Raw genomic sequence first — 16438 nt, 5'->3', positions numbered from 1 at the left:
ATAATTCGCGTGTTTCGTTTCGAATCTAGTTTTCAGGGAGCAATCCTTGAATGATGTTGATGATTGTTATTTGGAGAGATACCCAAGTGGCTATAAGGGGACCCTCTGCTAAGGGGTTAGACTGCGTAAGCGGTGCGAGGGTTCGAATCCCTCTCTCTCCGCCATCTTTACCTAAAGATGGACAAGCAATCAAGACACAATTAATATGGCGGTGTAGCTCAGCTGGCTAGAGCGTACGGTTCATACCCGTAAGGTCGGGGGTTCGATCCCCTCCGCCGCTACCATATTACCCAGGAGGCTTAGCTCAGCTGGGAGAGCATCTGCCTTACAAGCAGAGGGTCGGGGGTTCGATCCCCTCAGCCTCCACCATATACGCCGGTGTAGCTCAACTGGTAGAGCAACTGACTTGTAATCAGTAGGTTGGGGGTTCAAGTCCTCTCGCCGGCACCATTAATGCCTGGAACCGTGGTGTAGTTGGCCTAACATGCCTGCCTGTCACGCAGGAGATCGCGGGTTCGAATCCCGTCGGTTCCGCCATTAATCCTAAAAATTAAATATGGCTCGGTAGCTCAGTCGGTAGAGCAGAGGACTGAAAATCCTCGTGTCGGCGGTTCGATTCCGTCCCGAGCCACCTTTAATCCCTGGAGGATTAGCGAAGTGGCCAAACGCATCAGACTGTAAATCTGCTCCCGTACGGGTTCGGTGGTTCGAATCCATCATCCTCCACCAGTTTTATGAGTCATTAGCTCAGTTGGTAGAGCACCTGACTTTTAATCAGGGTGTCGAAGGTTCGAGCCCTTCATGACTCATATTTAAGAAAAGAGTGATTAATCATTAATTTGATTAGTCGCTCTTTTTTGTTATGTGATTTTAGCTCAATATGGATATTTATTAATGCTGGGCAAGATATGATAAACTAATAGAAAACATGCAGAGTGGTGACGTTCATTATATGAAGCTCATACCTGATCTAAAACAGCAAATTGAAGTCATTATAGGCACAACTTTGGACGAATATGAAATTACAATAGAAGAATGGATGCAATCCGTTGCTAATTTGGTTGGTCGACATGAAAATTCAGAGACCTTTGGTGATGAAGGTGAGCGTCAGAAGTTATCTAATCAATCTACATCTCCAAGTTCATCCGATGTGATCAGTTTGAATACGGGAAAGCGTGTATTTTTTAAAGTTCGGATGCATGAGCAAGAAGAGACCGTCGTGTGTTGGGGATGCCCTGCAAAATCTATTACCGTGGAAACACGACAATTGATTGAGCTTTTAATCCGTACTAACACGGTTCTACCCGATGAGGCACAACCTGTTGTATATGAGAATGATAGGGAGCAGTATTTGACTGAATTGGGTCTCTGGCTTAAAGAGCAGATCGAAGAACCAACCAAGCAGGAATCTGAAGCGGTTCCTGATCGCTTTGTGGTGCCCGCAGGATTGAATGCTGAGAAGATTCTCTTCTTGCTGCAAGGGGATACACCGGATGCACATCGTTTACGATCCAAGGAACTCAACAAGTTGCTTGAGAGTTACTTTGGCGAGGAGATTGTCTTGATCCCTTTGGGGGAGCAAGAGTGGATTTTCATGGGTGATAAAGAAATTGTTACAGAAGAAGCCGAGGAAGATACAACGGAAGCCAAAAAGGATTCGCTTAACGCTTTTTGTCTGGGGTTAAATGAATTGGTTGCCAGTGAGTGGGCTGGGGTGTTCCATCTGTCTGCATCTCTGCCATGCATTCCTGCACAACAACTTGTATCGGTTACAGGTCTTCTTAAAGAAAGTGTTCACTTGGGGAGAGCATTCCATGTTACGCAGCATATTCATCTCCCATGGGATCTGCATCTGGAGCGGTTGGTAGCGAGCATCCCAGATGAACAACGTACACGTTTTATACAGGAAACAGGCAAAGACACGTTAATCTTCAATGACAGTGAGACCCTCGCTACGCTGGAGACCTTTTTTAGCCTGGACTGTAATGTCAGCGAGACAGCGAAACGACTTTTCATTCATCGTAATACGTTGGTATACCGTCTGGATAAGATCAAACAGGAGATTGGCTATGATGTGAGGCACTTCGAAAGTGCTGTTCTAGTGCAGTTTTTACTACTAATGTACAAAGTGACGAAAAAGCATTGATATTTTTGTGCAGTTTGCGAATAGTCAAACCTCACGTAGATAGGGTATTATAAAAATACAAATTGTATTCGATTACAAAATGATCTCTGAGGAGGCAACAATCATGGCTGGAGTACGTTTAGAGCATATTTTCAAAAAATACCCGGGTTCTGATAAAGCAACTGTAGTTGACATTAACCTGGACATTAAAGATAAAGAATTTCTGGTACTGGTTGGTCCGTCCGGTTGTGGTAAATCAACAACACTTCGTATGATCGCAGGCCTTGAGGAAATTTCTGAAGGTAAACTCTATATCGGTGACCGTGTCGTTAATGATGTTGCACCTAAAGACCGCGATATCGCGATGGTATTCCAATCCTATGCCTTGTATCCGCATATGAGCGTATATCAAAACATGGCGTTTGGTTTGAAATTGCGTAAGGTTAAAAAAGATGAGATCGACAAACGTGTACGTGAAGCAGCTAAAATCCTGGATATCGAACATTTGCTTGAGCGTAAACCTAAGGCATTGTCCGGTGGTCAACGTCAACGTGTCGCTTTGGGACGTGCGATTGTCCGTGATCCACAAGTGTTCTTGATGGATGAGCCTCTCTCCAACTTGGATGCCAAACTGCGTGGTCAAATGCGTGCTGAGATTACTAAACTTGCGAAACGTTTGGAAACAACTGTTATCTACGTAACGCATGACCAGATCGAAGCTATGACGATGGGTGATCGGATCGTTGTTATGAAGGATGGTATCATCCAACAAGCAGCTTCTCCGGAAGAGTTGTATAACCTGCCGGCTAACCTGTTCGTAGCTGGTTTCATCGGTTCCCCGACAATGAACTTTATCTCGGGTAAACTCGCTGAGCAAGGTACTAGCATGCATTTCATAGCTCCTGGTGTGGATGTTGAAATCCCACAAGGTAAAGCACAAGTGTTGAAATCTAGAGGATACATTGGCAAAGAAGTGATTCTGGGTGTTCGTCCAGAAGACATTCACGAAGAGCCAGTATTCCTGGAAGCATCCCCGAACTCTGTATTCTCTACACACGTAGATGTTACAGAGAACCTGGGTCACGAAATGCTCCTCTACTTGAGCGGTGTTGGTAATGATACAACGATCGCACGTGTAGACGGACGTTCTAACACTCGTGATGGTTCCACAGTTAAAATGGCCATCGACATGAACAAAGTTCATATCTTTGACAAAGAGACTGAAGTGAACGTACTTCTTCAAGACAAATAATACTGGGATTCCTCGGTGACGATGGAACCTGACAGTTAACGCAATTATACATTGTAATGAGAGCCCCTTCCGTTATTGCTGGAAGGGGCTTTTTTAAGATTAATGAATTTATAAGTTTCGGCAGAGTTGAAGGATTAATAATCGTAAGAAAAACACCCCTTAAACTACGAATGTAGTATCCTAGAAGGTGCTTCGATCAGAAGACTTTTCTTACTAATGGTTGTCGGAGGCCGCGATTGCATTCAGCCCGGAATTCATTTAAGATTATTTGAAGGTCTGTCTTCATATATTTGAGAGAATCGACTGTTGGAAGGGTATGCAGTCTGTGCCCCATGTTGTGAATGCGCTAATAATGGAAATAACTGATACACGATCTGATGTACATAGAGGGACAGCTAATGCTGAAAGGAAGAGACAAATGGCGAAAAAAGTGAAAGTATCTGAACTGGTGCAGCAATTTCAGTTGGAGGTTGTTTCTGGATCTCACGGATTGAAAAGAGTCATTACGGTAGATGACCTGAACCGTCCTGGTCTGGAAATGGCCGGTTATTTTGAATACCATCCACAAGAACGGGTACAGCTACTTGGAAGAACGGAGTTAGCTTTCTTTGCAATGTTACCTGAGCAAGAGCGGCGCGATCGTATGCAACGTCTTTGTACGGAAGAGACGCCTTGTATCGTTGTCACGCGTGGACTGGAAGTTCCGCAAGAGCTGATTGATATCAGTGAAGAACAGAATTTGGCTGTACTTCGCAGCAACATGGCTACAACTATTTTATCCAGCCGGATCACGGGATTCCTGGAAAAGAAATTGGCACCAACAGCAACCATTCACGGTGTACTTTGTGATGTCTATGGCGTAGGTATGCTGATCACAGGTAGTAGCGGTATTGGTAAGAGTGAAACAGCGCTTGAACTGGTGAAACGTGGACACCGACTGATTGCCGATGATGCGGTAGAGATCCGCCAAACGTCAGATTTTCAGCTGCACGGTACTGCACCTGAATTGATCCGCCACTTGCTCGAGATTCGAGGTGTCGGTATTATCAACGTCATGACATTGTTCGGAGCCGGTGCGGTTCGGAATAACAAACGGATTACCTTGGTTGTACGTCTGGAAGCATGGCAGCAGGATAAACAATATGATCGTCTGGGTCTGGATGAAGAGACTACACGTATCATTGATACGGATGTACCTCTTGTTACGATTCCTGTTCGTCCGGGACGGAACTTGGCGGTTATTATTGAAGTGGCAGGTATGAACTATCGCCTGAAACAGATGGGTCTGAATGCTGCGCTGCAATTCACGAACAAGCTGACAGCAACCATCTCGGAAGATATGGAAGACATGGATTAAGAAACATTTTATACAAGGGAATGAAGATAAATGGTTGACATGCACTGCTTCTCTTAAGGCGCAGTGTATGCCAACCATTCGTCATGCGTGCGATTGATTGAATAAATAGGAGTGTGAATGAATGGATACATTATTACTGTTGAACCCGATTGCGTTCTCTATTGGAGCGTTAAAGGTTCACTGGTACGGGCTTATTCTTGGTGCCGCGGCACTTATAGGACTCCTGCTCGTGATCCGGGAGGGCAAACGATACAATATTCCACAGGAAGTGTTCATGGACATGGTCCTGCTGGGTGTGCCTTCTGCCATCATTGGTGCCCGCATCTACTACGTTGCATTTAAATGGGAAGATTATAAGGATAATTTCTGGGATGTCTTTAAAATATGGAATGGCGGTATCGCCATCTATGGTGCCCTTATTGGTGCAATCATCTGTGCAGTTATTTTCTTCCGTCGTAAAGGGTATAACTTCTGGCGTATGGCCGATATCTGTGCGCCTGGACTGCTCGTTGGACAGTTGATCGGACGCTGGGGGAACTTTGTGAATCAGGAAGCCTACGGCGGTCCTGTGGAAGAATCATTTTTGAGAGACAAGCTTCATCTGCCGGACTTTATTGTAAATCAAATGAACGTAGAGGGCGTATTCCACCATCCTGCTTTTTTGTATGAATCGATGTGGAGTCTCGTTGGCCTGGTCTTGCTGCTGGTTCTGCGTCGTCAGAAGTTTCTGCGTTCAGGTGAATTGTTCATGTCTTATTTCATCTGGTACTCTATCGGTCGCTTCTTCATTGAAGCTCTACGTACGGACAGTCTTGGCTTCCAGGCTCCGCAATGGGTTGCTTCATTAGTGAACGGGCTGTGGTCTCCAATGACTGCAATGGGCTTTGAACAAGGATATCTTGATCCTGCTTACGGTAACGTAAGAATCTCGCAACTGCTCGCTATTGGTATTATTATTGTTGCTGTTGTATTCATTGTGGTGAGAAGAGTGACAGGTAAAGCAGTTGTTCGTTATAGTGATCCGATTGTAACGTCCAAAGTTACCTCAGATGATATGGAGCATACAGGAACAGTTGCTGGTAAAGAGAGTAAAGTAACACCTCCAGCCAAAGATGATCCAAAGCAAGTTGATGATAAAAAGGAGTAATGCAACATGATTGACACGGTATTGTTTGATCTGGATGGAACGATTATTGATACCAATGAGTTGATTATTAGCTCATTCCAGCATGTCATGGGGGGATGGGAGCATTCAGCTCCATGGACACGGGAACAGATTATTCCGCATATGGGTGGCACATTGGAGCAACAAATGCGCACCTTCTCTGGCCAGGAGGAAGTCTCCGAGTACGTGAAGGGTTACCGTGCTTATAATGATATCCATCATGAAGCGATGGTAAGACCTTTTCCACATGTTATTGAGGTAGTAGAGGCGCTTCATCAGGCCGGCATTGTGATGGGTGTAGTCACAACCAAAATTCGTCCATCTACATTAAAGGTACTGGAGCGTTTTGACCTACTGAAATATATGAAGACGATTGTAACAGTGACCGATGTAACAAATCCGAAGCCACATGCTGAACCTGTACTGAAAGCCATGACGGAACTGGGTGCAGATCCTGCCAAAACGTTAATGGTGGGTGATAGTCCGGTGGATATCCAATCGGCACAGAATGCGGGCGCTCTATCGGCGGGGGTTGCATGGTCTCTTAAAGGAGAAACGATCCTAAACGGATATGGACCCGATCATATGTTGCATGACATGAGAGACTTGTTGAAACTTATCCGTATTGAAACGGGACGTTCATGAGAAAAGTAACCCGCTATCCGGTAGAGGACCAGAATGCACTTTGGCATATCTACAAGACAGTGAGTCCGTGGAAGGGCGTTCGTAATTTTATCTGGATCCAGTTGTCACGCTATTGTCCGATCCTATCGGTGAAAAATTGGATTTACCGCCGAATGCTCGGCATGAAGGTAGGAAAACACACGGCCTTTGGCTTGATGGTGATGGTGGATGTGTTTTTTCCGGAGAAAATAACGGTCGGCGAAAACTCGGTCATCGGTTACAACACAACGATTCTTGCTCATGAGTATCTCATTAAGGAGTACAGGCTCGGTGAGGTGATTATCGGGGAAAATGTACTGATTGGTGCCAATACAACGATCCTGCCTGGCGTAACCATAGGAGATGGAGCGGTTGTAGCTGCTGGAGCTGTCGTACATAAGGATGTTGCACCAGGAGCTTTTGTTGGAGGTAATCCACTGCGTGATTTATCCCGCGCGGCAGCTTCTACGGAAGAAACTGTCTTTAACACGGATGATTCTTCTCAGGGTAGTGTGCATTAAGTCAATAAAGTAATGAATGAAGATGCGTTGAAGTAAAAAGCTGCTTATGGCAGCTTTTTTCGTATATAAATACCGATTGGTGAGGGTAAGGGGGTGTATATCAAACGATATGCCTATCCAAGGGAAATCAAGCTTTGGTATTGTTGACGGTAGTGCGGATTTCATGTTATCATATCCCATATCCTTTAGTTTGTTAGCACTTTACCATGTGAAAGTATTCTCGGAGAAATTAATCATGATAAAGGTTGAACTAAACCAATAGTTGAAGGCTTTTTGCAGCAATAAGGTGATTCAGGTTTATAAGATAGAATGGGGATTTAAACTACATAAATCCTGTTGAAATAGAACGAGTGCAACTCTTAAATTACTGACTCGGGGTGAATATTACCAATGTCCAAACCAAAAGGTTTTGAAAAACCGACCGGATTCCGTGACTATACACCACATGTAGTATCCAAGCTGCGGACGATTGAACGCAATGTACTGGAATGTATGGAACGCTGGGGTTACCGTCAGATCATCACACCAACGATTGAATATTACGACACGGTAGGTGTGGCAAGTTCTACATCAGATCGCAAATTATTTAAATTATTGAACAGCCGGGGAACCACTCTGGTGCTCAGATCGGATCTAACGGCTCCAATTGCACGCGTCGTTTCATCGATGCTTAAAGATGAGCAGTTGCCGCTGCGTCTGTCCTATCATGCGAACGTATTCCGTTCTATTGAAGAGGAAGCTGGGCGTGAGGCAGAATTTTTCCAGACGGGCGTGGAGCTGGTTGGAGACGACTCACCTGAGGCGGATGCAGAAGTTGTTGCGCTTGCGATTGCCTCTTTGCAGGCAGCGGGTGTGTCTTCTTTTAAAATAGCGATGGGTCATATGGGATTCCTGAATGGATTACTGGAGGAAGTGATTCCAGGACAGACCGCTGAGCAGGAGCAATTGAAGGAAGGACTGCTCGGACGTGATTATGTCGGCTATCGCCAATCGATTGAAGCATTGAATCTGGAGCCTAAGTTGAAAGAACAACTTGAAGCAATCCTGCGTCTGCGTGGTGGTAAGGAAGTGTGCACACATGCGGTAGAGTTAAGTTCAAGTGCTGAAGCAGCACAGTCGATTGCACATCTGTGTGCCGTATTCGAAGTGCTGGAAGCATACGGTGTATCCGAGCATGTGCTGATTGATCTAACGATGATCGGTGATTTCTCCTATTATACGGGTATGACTTTTGAAGGGTATGCGGCAGAACTGGGCTCCCCGGTATGTAGCGGTGGACGGTATGATAATCTGTTGCAACAATTCGGGCGTTCGTTACCAGCTACAGGATTTGCTTTGAAAACGAACCGTATTATTGATGGCGTTCACGGCATTACCATTGAAGAGAAAAAACCGGTACTTATCCAATATAGTCCGAAACGTCGGGCCGAGGCACTAACAGAAGCGGCAAGATTACGCAGTCTGGGACAAAATGTAGTGACACTCCTTCTTACTGAAGACGGGGCTGGGGCAAGTGCTGTATCTGCTGGAGCAACAACCGTTCAGGCTGAGCAGGTTATTACTTACGGATCTGAAGAAGGAGGACGCTGAGATGTCGGATATTCTGAAGGTGGCCATGCCGAAGGGCCGAATCTATAAAAAGGCCTCCAAATTGTTCCGTGAAGCGGGGCTGGATATTCCAGAAGACGTGGACGATACACGTAGATTGGTCATCGAAGTACCGGAAGCCGGAATGGAATTCATTATGGCGAAGCCCGTGGATGTTCCAACGTATGTGGAGTACGGTGTTGCCGATATCGGAATTGTTGGTAAAGACGTGCTGCTGGAGGAAAATCGGGACGTGTACGAACTGTTGAACCTGGGAATTGCCCAGTGCCGTATGTCTGTGATCGGACTTCCAGACTGGAAGCCAGGCATACAGCAACGTGTTGCGACGAAGTATCCAAGGATTGCTTCACAGTATTTCCGGGAGCAGGGTCAGCAGGTCGAGGTTATCAAGCTGAATGGTTCCATTGAGCTTGCACCCCTGATTGGTCTGGCAGACCGGATCGTCGATCTGGTGGAGACCGGTCAGACACTGCGTGAGAACGGATTGGTGGAGATGACAGGCATTCTGGACATCACCAGCCGTCTTATCGCCAATCGGGTAAGTTATCGGATGAAAAATGCACGAATTCAGGCTTTGTGTGATGCACTTCAGCAGGTCATACCGGCATCGAATGAGATATCGGCGGGAAGCTTTCGGGGATAAACTATTGCGTCAGAAATATAGATGAGAAACATGTAAAGCAGAAGCAGAAGCAGAAGCAGAAGCAAAAGCAAGAGTAAGAGACACACAATGAAACGAATCGGCCATGAGTCATTACAGGGGATAAGGAGGTTGTACGTATGAAAATTGTACCTGCACGGGATTTTGATCTGAAGCGGGAAGTGGAGTATGGCACGCCAGAGCAAAATGAAACGGTACGGCGTATTGTCAGCGACATTCGCCGTGAGGGTGATGCGGCACTGCTGCGTTACACGGAGCAGCTGGACCGCACAAAGCTGACGGCCGCGGAATTGCGCGTGCCGCAGGAAGAGCTGCAGGCGGCTTATGCAGCCGTGGAGCCATCCTTTGTGACGGCGATTCGGCAAGCCGCCGCCAACATTCGTGCGTTTCATGAGAAACAGAAACGCAACTCGTGGATGGATTGGCAGCCTGACGGCAGCCTGCTGGGCCAGGTCATCCGACCGTTGAAGCGGGTCGGCGTCTATGTACCTGGCGGCAAAGCAGCGTATCCATCGTCTGTGCTGATGAATGTGATTCCGGCACAGGTGGCAGGCGTGCCGGAGATTGTTCTCGTGACGCCGCCGTCTACGAACGGTGGCGAAGGCATTAACCCGTACATCCTCGTTGCTGCTGCGGAAGCAGGCGTGAGTGAGATGTACCGGGTTGGCGGCGCTCAAGCTATCGCCGCCCTGGCTTACGGCACGGAGAGTATTGCACCGGTCGACAAGATCTGTGGACCGGGCAATATTTACGTGGCGCTCGCGAAGCGCGAGGTGTACGGTGCGGTCGATATCGATAGTATCGCCGGACCGAGTGAGATTGTGGTGCTCGCCGATGATACGGCGAATCCGGTGTATGTCGCCGCCGACCTGTTGTCGCAGGCGGAACATGACGAGATGGCATCGGCCATTCTCGTCACGAATTCGGCCACGCTGGCGGAAGCCGTGCAGGGCGAAGTGCAGCGGCAGCTTGAAGTGCTGCCGCGGCGGGATATCGCTGCTGCTTCCGTGGAGCAATATGGCGCTATTATTGTGGTTGATTCCATCGATGAGGGAATCGATGTGGTGAACCGGCTTGCACCGGAGCATCTGGAGATCATGGTGCAGGAGCCTATGGCTTACGCTGGCCGGATCGAAAATGCCGGCGCGATTTTCCTCGGCCCGTACAGCTCGGAGCCGGTAGGGGATTATTTTGCCGGACCAAATCACATTATTCCGACCAATGGTACTGCGCGATTCAGTTCGCCAGTGGACGTGGATGATTTTATCAAAAAATCGAGTCTGATCTATTATAGTAAAGAAGCGCTGCTGCAGAACGGAGCGGCTATTATAGAGTTGGCCCGCCATGAGGGTCTTGAAGGGCATGCCCGTGCAATCGCTGTACGGTTAGAACAGGAAGGAAAGGCGGAATCGGACAATGGATAAGCAAAATAATGGTGTGGAACTTGAAAACAAAGGTGCAGTGCGCCAAGCAGAGGTTGACCGCAAAACAAACGAGACCAATATCCAATTGGCCTTTAATGTAGATGGAACAGGACAATCCACGATTGAAACAGATGTACCTTTCCTGAACCATATGCTGGATCTGTTCACGAAGCACGGACAATTCGACCTGAACGTGCAGGCCCGTGGAGATATTGATATCGACGATCATCACACGGTTGAAGACATCGGAATCTGTCTGGGACAGACGTTGCGAGAAGCGTTGGGGGACAAACGTGGTATTAAGCGCTACGCCAGTGTTTTTGTACCGATGGACGAGGCACTCGCTCAGGTTATTATTGATGTGAGCAATCGACCTCACTTTGAATACCGTGCTGAATACCCTTCCCAACAGGTAGGCAGTTTCTCCACGGAGCTGGTACATGAATTCCTGTGGAAATTGGCGCTGGAAGCTCGGATTACGTTACATGTCATTGTGCACTATGGTCAGAACACCCACCACATGATTGAAGCGATCTTTAAGGCATTGGGACGTGCACTGGATGAAGCAACGATGATTGATCCACGTGTAACGGGTGTGCCTTCCACGAAGGGAGTGCTGTAGACGATGGCGATTGCAATTGTCGATTACGGTATGGGTAACCTGCACAGCGTCGGCAAAGCGGTCGAACGTCTTGGCTACGAAGCGTTGGTCACAGGTGACCGGAAAGAGATTCTTGGCGCAGATGGTGTCATTCTGCCAGGCGTAGGTGCTTTTGGTGATGCGATGGTTCATCTGCGGGAGAGTGGACTGGATACGGTGGTGAAAGAAGCCGCTGCCGGGTCCAAGCCACTGCTCGGGATCTGTCTGGGAATGCAGTTGTTGTTCAGCTCAAGTGAAGAGCATGGCGAACATGAGGGACTGGATATTTTGCCAGGTAAAGTGGTGCGTTTCGCCCCAGGAGAACTGAAGGTTCCTCATATGGGATGGAACCGTTTGGAATTCCTGCACGCGGAAAACCCACTATTTACGGGGCTTGAGGCAGGTCACGTCTATTTTGTCCATTCCTATCATGCGCTTACTGAAAAAAGGGACGATCTGCTGGCGGTGACGGATTACGGACATCCGGTGACAGCCATTGTAGGCAGAGGGTCCAACTTCGGCATGCAATTCCACCCGGAGAAAAGTGGAGAGCTTGGCATGAAGCTGCTCGGCAACTTTTTGGCTCTGACAGGAGCGCCTGTACAAAGGTAAAGCATCATCTCTTCTTAACTATAGAAAGCGTACAAATCTAATTCATATTCAGGAGGCCTTGTATGTCATCTTTTATCCTATATCCGGCGATTGATATCCGGGACGGCAAATGTGTAAGACTGGTGCAGGGAGATTATAATCAGGAGACCGTGTATAACGATGACCCGGTTCAAGTGGCTTTATCCTGGGAGAAGCAAGGCGGTACATACGTTCATCTGGTCGATCTGGATGGTGCCAAAGCAGGTCATCCTGTTAACGATGAGCTGATCGGGCGGATTGCCTCGGCTGTGAATGTACCTGTTCAGGTGGGCGGCGGACTTCGTACAGTAGCGGATGTAGAGCGTTTGCTGGGTCTGGGTGTTAGCCGGCTGATCATTGGAACAGCAGCAATTGAGGATCGTGCTTTTACAGAGGAAGTACTGGGACGTTACGGCGACAAAGTGGCAATTGGTATCGACGCTCGTAATGGTTACGTGGCAACTCGCGGTTGGCTTGAAACATCGGAAGTACAGGCAGAGGTACTCGCGAAGGAATTGGCGGCATATGGGGCAGAAACGTTTATCTTTACGGATATTTCCCGTGATGGCATGATGCAGGGTCCGAATGTGGAAGCGATTGTGTCTCTAGCCAAGGCAAGCCGACGGACGGTTATTGCTTCCGGCGGTGTAAGTGTAATGGATGATCTGCTTCGTCTGAGTCGCCACGCGGATGATGGTGTTGGTGGAGCAATTGTGGGTAAAGCACTGTATACGGGAAGCATCGATCTGTCTGAAGCAGTACGTGCGGTCAATAAGTAAGGGATATTCAGATAGAGAGGAAGAGGTAGCATGCTGGCAAAAAGAATCATCCCCTGTCTGGACGTGAAGGACGGCCGGGTCGTCAAAGGCGTCAACTTCGTTAATCTCCGCGATGCGGGTGATCCGGTAGAGCTGGCGGCGCTATATGACCGCGAGGGCGCGGACGAATTGGTATTTCTCGATATATCCGCTTCGGTAGAAGGTCGCGAAACGATGGAAGAAGTTGTGCGGCAGACGGCTGGCGAGATCGCTATCCCCTTTACGGTAGGTGGTGGTATCTCCAAGGTGGAGGACATGAAGCGGATTCTCCGTGCAGGAGCGGATAAAATTGCAGTGAATACAGCCGCGGTACTTAATCCGCAGTTGATCGCAGATGGTGCACGTCGCTTCGGCTCGCAGTGTATCGTGGTAGCGATTGATGCCAAGTATAACGAAGCGTGGGGCGAGTGGGAAGTCTATACCCATGGTGGACGGAAACCCTCCGGGATCAAGGCGCTGGAATGGGTTAAACAGGCTGAGAGCTTGGGCGCGGGAGAGATTCTTCTCACAAGTATGGACGCGGACGGAACAAAAGACGGCTTTGATCTGAAGCTGACGGCAGCGGTATCAGAATCTGTGCGTATTCCAGTCATCGCATCGGGCGGTGCGGGCAAAGAATCTCATTTCTATGATGTATTTACCACAGGCAAAGCGGACGCAGGGCTGGCCGCAACGATTTTCCATTACAAAGAAATCGCCGTACCGGCGTTAAAACAACATTTGAGAGAACAAGGGGTGGAGATCCGTGACTAAAGTGAGCGATGAAATCAAGGAACAGTTGTCCTTGGAACAGGTTGTGGAACACATTCGTTGGAGTGATGGTTTGGTTCCTGCCATTGTGCAGGATGTGGATACTCGGGAAGTCTTAATGATGGCTTATATGAATCGCGAATCTCTGAAGTTGTCGCTTGAATCCGGTGAAACCTGGTTCTGGTCACGTTCGCGTCAAGAGCTGTGGCATAAAGGGGCAACATCTGGCAACGTGCAGACGATTACTTCCCTAAAATATGATTGTGACGGCGATACCTTGTTGGTTGAGGTGAAACCGAACGGTCCAGCTTGCCATACAGGGGCGGTAACTTGTTTCCATAATGAGATTATTGGTTTGCCAGAGAAATCGGCAGATAAGGTTTCGGATGAAGCGGGTGCGGCATCTGCTTCGGCAAATTCCGGTTCCGAAAGTCGCTTCGAGGTATTGGCTGAACTGGAATCCGTTATTGCAGAGCGTGAACGTGAGCGCCCTGAGGGTGCATATACAACGTATCTGTTTGATAAAGGTGTAGACAAAATACTGAAAAAAATCGGTGAGGAAGCGTCCGAAACGATCATCGCCGCCAAAAATAAAGATAATGACGAGCTTCGTCTGGAAGTCAGTGACCTGATGTATCACCTGCTCGTCCTGTTACAAGAGCGCAAGCTGCCGCTGGACGACATTATGTCAGAGCTGAGCCGCCGTCATGAACGGCCTCGCCGCGATTAGGAGGCGAGTTTCGTGCGTATAGACTATCATACACACCATGAGCGGTGTGGACATGCCGTGGGCAAACTGGAAGAGTACGTGCAGCGTGGTGTGGAGATCGGACTATCCCAGATTGGATTGTCCGATCACATGCCCTTGTTGCATGTCGATCCGGCTCAATATTATCCGGAAATGGCGATGCCTATGGATGAACTGCCGCGTTACGTAGAGGAGTGTTTCTCCCTGAAAGAACGTTACCGTGGGCAGATTGACGTACGTGTTGGTCTGGAAGGTGACTATATTGAAGGCTGGGAAACAGAGATCCGTGCGATCATTGAGCGTTATCCATGGGACTATGTGATTGGCTCCGTTCATTTCCTCGGGGAATGGGACATTACGGATTTCCGCCAGACCCATCACTGGGAGGGCAAAGACATCCTTGAAGTATATCGTCAGTACTACGATGCCGTAAGCAAGGCAGCCGCCACGGGCATGTACGATATTATGGGCCATACGGATGTCATTAAACGCTTCGGTTTTGCTCCTTCAGCGGAGCAGACAAATGAACGTATCTCACTGGAGAACGCAGCGTTGCAGGCTATTGCCAAAAGTGGCTGCGCCATGGAACTGAATGCTTCCGGGTTATCGAAGCCTTGTGCCGAGATGTTCCCTAATCGCAGAATGCTGACGGAAGCCATTCGATTGGGCATTCCATTAACCATGGGTTCTGATGCACATGACCCACTGAAGCTGGGGGATTATTTGCCTGAAGCTGAAGCACTTTTGCATGAGTTGGGCTGTACGGAAGTCGCTGTTTTTGAAGGCCGTCATCGCTCGTTCATTCCTTTAAATGTATAAGCCAGTGGAGTATAATGAGGGAAATAACCTTTTAGCTAAGGGATTATATAGGGACTTCAACCCTCGGGAGGGCATTATGCAGCATTCGTTACGTATTTTTTCCGGTTCATCGAACCCTAAGCTGGCAGAACAGGTATGTGACAAGCTGGGTGTACAACTGGGTAAGATCAAGCTGTCCAGGTTCAAGAGCGGAGAAATATACGTTCATTATGAAGAAACGATCCGTAATTGTGATGTGTTTCTGGTACAGTCGTTGTCTCATCCGATCAATGAGCTGTTTGTCGAGCTGTTGGTGATGATTGATGCCGCCAAGAGGGCTTCAGCACGCACTGTGAACATCATTGTTCCGTATTATGGCTATGCTCGACAAGAGCGTAAATCCGCTCCACGGGAGCCGATCTCGGCCAAGATGGTAGCAGATGTATTAACTACGGCTGGTGCCAATCGAGTGGTAACGATCGACCTGCACGCAGCGGCCATTCAGGGATTCTTCAACATTCCGGTTGACCATATGACATCACTGGATCTGATTAGTGATTATCTGTTAAGCAAAGGAATCGAGAACCCTGTTGTCGTCTCCCCGGATGCGGGACGAGCATCGATGGCAGAGAAGCTGGCGAACCGTCTGGATTCTCCATTTGCCATTATGATCAAGAAACGTCCAAGCCATAATGAATCGGTGATTACCCATGTAATTGGTGATGTAGAAGGACGGACACCTATTATTATTGAGGATCTGATCGACACCGGAACAACCATTCTGAATGTTGTGGAAGGGTTGAAGGAACGTGGCTCCAAAAATGTATATGTATGTGCAACACACGGATTGTTCTCGGATGGGGCAGTAAGTAAATTGAATCACCCGTCAATTGAAGAGGTGGTCGTTACGGACTCGATCGCACTGCCAGATGACCACCCTGAATGCTTCAAAGTGTTACCTGTTGCGCCAATGTTGGCCCGCGCCATACGCATTATTGTGGATGGTGGCTCCATGGCCACATTGTTTAAGGATTCTGGCATTTAGAGCATCGAGGATATAACGGTGTGCTGCCAGATGAACTGTTCCGTGTCTGAGTTGTTGTCTGCTCAGCACGGTTTTTTTGTTTTGGCTCTTTGAATTCAATTCTTGCTTTGCTGCTCAGAGGCTTGTGCTATAATAACATAAAATCAGTTATGATAGCGTTATCATATAGTGTTCAGCCCCTAAGGTGAGATGGATGCTGAACAGTAGAACCACGGCTGAGAACATTGGCATCG

The 16438-nt window shown here is 48.0% G+C and carries 16 protein-coding genes and 8 tRNA genes; all 24 read left to right on the top strand.

The window, feature by feature from the left end:
• Nucleotides 1-72: 72 nt before the first annotated feature.
• The 24 genes from MKX68_RS10345 (at nt 73) to MKX68_RS10230 (ending at nt 16205) form a co-directional block, all read left to right on the top strand.
• A tRNA-Ser gene (locus MKX68_RS10345) sits at nt 73-164 on the top strand.
• Between the two features lie 43 nt (nt 165-207).
• A tRNA-Met gene (locus MKX68_RS10340) sits at nt 208-284 on the top strand.
• Between the two features lie 9 nt (nt 285-293).
• Nucleotides 294-369: transfer RNA gene (locus MKX68_RS10335), tRNA-Val, on the top strand.
• Nucleotides 370-374: 5 nt separating this feature from the next.
• Nucleotides 375-450 (top strand) — tRNA-Thr (locus MKX68_RS10330).
• 9 nt (nt 451-459) lie between these two features.
• Nucleotides 460-537, top strand: a tRNA-Asp gene (locus tag MKX68_RS10325).
• 21 nt (nt 538-558) lie between these two features.
• A tRNA-Phe gene (locus MKX68_RS10320) sits at nt 559-631 on the top strand.
• Between the two features lie 12 nt (nt 632-643).
• Nucleotides 644-729, top strand: a tRNA-Tyr gene (locus tag MKX68_RS10315).
• A gap of 7 nt (nt 730-736) precedes the next feature.
• Nucleotides 737-809, top strand: a tRNA-Lys gene (locus MKX68_RS10310).
• A gap of 143 nt (nt 810-952) precedes the next feature.
• Entirely contained in the window at nt 953-2146 is a 1194-nt protein-coding gene (locus MKX68_RS10305; RefSeq protein WP_340911300.1) for a PucR family transcriptional regulator, read from the top strand.
• 103 nt (nt 2147-2249) lie between these two features.
• The gene (locus MKX68_RS10300) at nt 2250-3377 is read left to right on the top strand and encodes an ABC transporter ATP-binding protein (RefSeq protein WP_017691279.1); all 1128 of its coding nucleotides are present in this window, start codon (nt 2250-2252) and stop codon (nt 3375-3377) included.
• 418 nt (nt 3378-3795) lie between these two features.
• Entirely contained in the window at nt 3796-4734 is a 939-nt protein-coding gene (gene hprK, locus MKX68_RS10295; RefSeq protein ID WP_017691278.1) for an HPr(Ser) kinase/phosphatase, read from the top strand.
• A 121-nt stretch (nt 4735-4855) separates the two neighbouring features.
• Nucleotides 4856-5881, top strand: a complete 1026-nt coding sequence (gene lgt / locus MKX68_RS10290) for a prolipoprotein diacylglyceryl transferase (protein WP_340911297.1) — start codon at nt 4856-4858, stop codon at nt 5879-5881.
• Between the two features lie 6 nt (nt 5882-5887).
• Entirely contained in the window at nt 5888-6544 is a 657-nt protein-coding gene (gene ppaX, locus MKX68_RS10285; RefSeq protein ID WP_017691276.1) for a pyrophosphatase PpaX, read from the top strand.
• Nucleotides 6541-7083: an acyltransferase gene (locus MKX68_RS10280; RefSeq protein ID WP_036616162.1), complete on the top strand. Its 543-nt coding sequence runs from the start codon at nt 6541-6543 to the stop codon at nt 7081-7083. The genes ppaX and MKX68_RS10280 overlap by 4 nt, the downstream gene beginning before the upstream one ends.
• A gap of 390 nt (nt 7084-7473) precedes the next feature.
• Nucleotides 7474-8673, top strand: a complete 1200-nt coding sequence (locus MKX68_RS10275; protein ID WP_340911291.1) for an ATP phosphoribosyltransferase regulatory subunit — start codon at nt 7474-7476, stop codon at nt 8671-8673.
• A 1-nt stretch (nt 8674) separates the two neighbouring features.
• Nucleotides 8675-9334, top strand: coding sequence for an ATP phosphoribosyltransferase (gene hisG, locus MKX68_RS10270; protein WP_076333453.1), 660 nt, complete (start codon nt 8675-8677; stop codon nt 9332-9334).
• 137 nt (nt 9335-9471) lie between these two features.
• Entirely contained in the window at nt 9472-10776 is a 1305-nt protein-coding gene (gene hisD, locus MKX68_RS10265; RefSeq protein WP_076333454.1) for a histidinol dehydrogenase, read from the top strand.
• On the top strand, nt 10769-11398 hold the full coding sequence (gene hisB, locus MKX68_RS10260) for an imidazoleglycerol-phosphate dehydratase HisB (protein WP_036674766.1): 630 nt from the start codon (nt 10769-10771) through the stop codon (nt 11396-11398). Before hisD ends, hisB begins: the two co-directional genes overlap by 8 nt.
• A 3-nt stretch (nt 11399-11401) precedes the next feature.
• Nucleotides 11402-12028 carry an imidazole glycerol phosphate synthase subunit HisH gene (hisH, locus tag MKX68_RS10255; RefSeq protein ID WP_340911287.1) on the top strand — a complete coding sequence of 209 codons (627 nt, stop codon included), beginning with the start codon at nt 11402-11404 and terminating at the stop codon, nt 12026-12028.
• Nucleotides 12029-12090: 62 nt separating this feature from the next.
• On the top strand, nt 12091-12825 hold the full coding sequence (hisA, locus tag MKX68_RS10250) for a 1-(5-phosphoribosyl)-5-[(5-phosphoribosylamino)methylideneamino]imidazole-4-carboxamide isomerase (protein ID WP_340911284.1): 735 nt from the start codon (nt 12091-12093) through the stop codon (nt 12823-12825).
• 30 nt (nt 12826-12855) lie between these two features.
• On the top strand, nt 12856-13617 hold the full coding sequence (gene hisF / locus MKX68_RS10245) for an imidazole glycerol phosphate synthase subunit HisF (protein ID WP_017691268.1): 762 nt from the start codon (nt 12856-12858) through the stop codon (nt 13615-13617).
• Nucleotides 13610-14344: a bifunctional phosphoribosyl-AMP cyclohydrolase/phosphoribosyl-ATP diphosphatase HisIE gene (gene hisIE, locus MKX68_RS10240; RefSeq protein ID WP_431523259.1), complete on the top strand. Its 735-nt coding sequence runs from the start codon at nt 13610-13612 to the stop codon at nt 14342-14344. Before hisF ends, hisIE begins: the two co-directional genes overlap by 8 nt.
• A 12-nt stretch (nt 14345-14356) precedes the next feature.
• Complete coding sequence (gene hisJ, locus MKX68_RS10235) at nt 14357-15181, top strand: histidinol-phosphatase HisJ (RefSeq protein ID WP_340911281.1); 825 nt, start codon at nt 14357-14359, stop codon at nt 15179-15181.
• Nucleotides 15182-15257: 76 nt separating this feature from the next.
• The gene (locus tag MKX68_RS10230) at nt 15258-16205 is read left to right on the top strand and encodes a ribose-phosphate diphosphokinase (RefSeq protein ID WP_338589873.1); all 948 of its coding nucleotides are present in this window, start codon (nt 15258-15260) and stop codon (nt 16203-16205) included.
• Nucleotides 16206-16438: the final 233 nt, after the last annotated feature.

The organism is Paenibacillus sp. FSL M8-0212, from assembly GCF_038004645.1.
Taxonomy (GTDB): domain Bacteria; phylum Bacillota; class Bacilli; order Paenibacillales; family Paenibacillaceae; genus Paenibacillus.
Note: the sequence above shows the minus strand (reverse complement) of the source record. Positions and strands in the feature narration are given on the sequence as shown.

Bases quoted from the DNA above. Each gene is read 5' to 3' on its own strand.
- hisH (WP_340911287.1), top strand. From the start codon at position 11,402: ATGGCGATTGCAATTGTCGATTACGGTATGGGTAACCTGCACAGCGTC.
- lgt (WP_340911297.1), top strand. From the start codon at position 4,856: ATGGATACATTATTACTGTTGAACCCGATTGCGTTCTCTATTGGAGCG.
- MKX68_RS10305 (WP_340911300.1), top strand. From the start codon at position 953: ATGAAGCTCATACCTGATCTAAAACAGCAAATTGAAGTCATTATAGGC.
- hisB (WP_036674766.1), top strand. From the start codon at position 10,769: ATGGATAAGCAAAATAATGGTGTGGAACTTGAAAACAAAGGTGCAGTG.
- MKX68_RS10300 (WP_017691279.1), top strand. From the start codon at position 2,250: ATGGCTGGAGTACGTTTAGAGCATATTTTCAAAAAATACCCGGGTTCT.
- MKX68_RS10275 (WP_340911291.1), top strand. From the start codon at position 7,474: ATGTCCAAACCAAAAGGTTTTGAAAAACCGACCGGATTCCGTGACTAT.
- hisF (WP_017691268.1), top strand. From the start codon at position 12,856: ATGCTGGCAAAAAGAATCATCCCCTGTCTGGACGTGAAGGACGGCCGG.
- ppaX (WP_017691276.1), top strand. From the start codon at position 5,888: ATGATTGACACGGTATTGTTTGATCTGGATGGAACGATTATTGATACC.
- hisA (WP_340911284.1), top strand. From the start codon at position 12,091: ATGTCATCTTTTATCCTATATCCGGCGATTGATATCCGGGACGGCAAA.
- hprK (WP_017691278.1), top strand. From the start codon at position 3,796: ATGGCGAAAAAAGTGAAAGTATCTGAACTGGTGCAGCAATTTCAGTTG.
- hisG (WP_076333453.1), top strand. From the start codon at position 8,675: ATGTCGGATATTCTGAAGGTGGCCATGCCGAAGGGCCGAATCTATAAA.
- hisD (WP_076333454.1), top strand. From the start codon at position 9,472: ATGAAAATTGTACCTGCACGGGATTTTGATCTGAAGCGGGAAGTGGAG.
- MKX68_RS10230 (WP_338589873.1), top strand. From the start codon at position 15,258: ATGCAGCATTCGTTACGTATTTTTTCCGGTTCATCGAACCCTAAGCTG.
- MKX68_RS10280 (WP_036616162.1), top strand. From the start codon at position 6,541: ATGAGAAAAGTAACCCGCTATCCGGTAGAGGACCAGAATGCACTTTGG.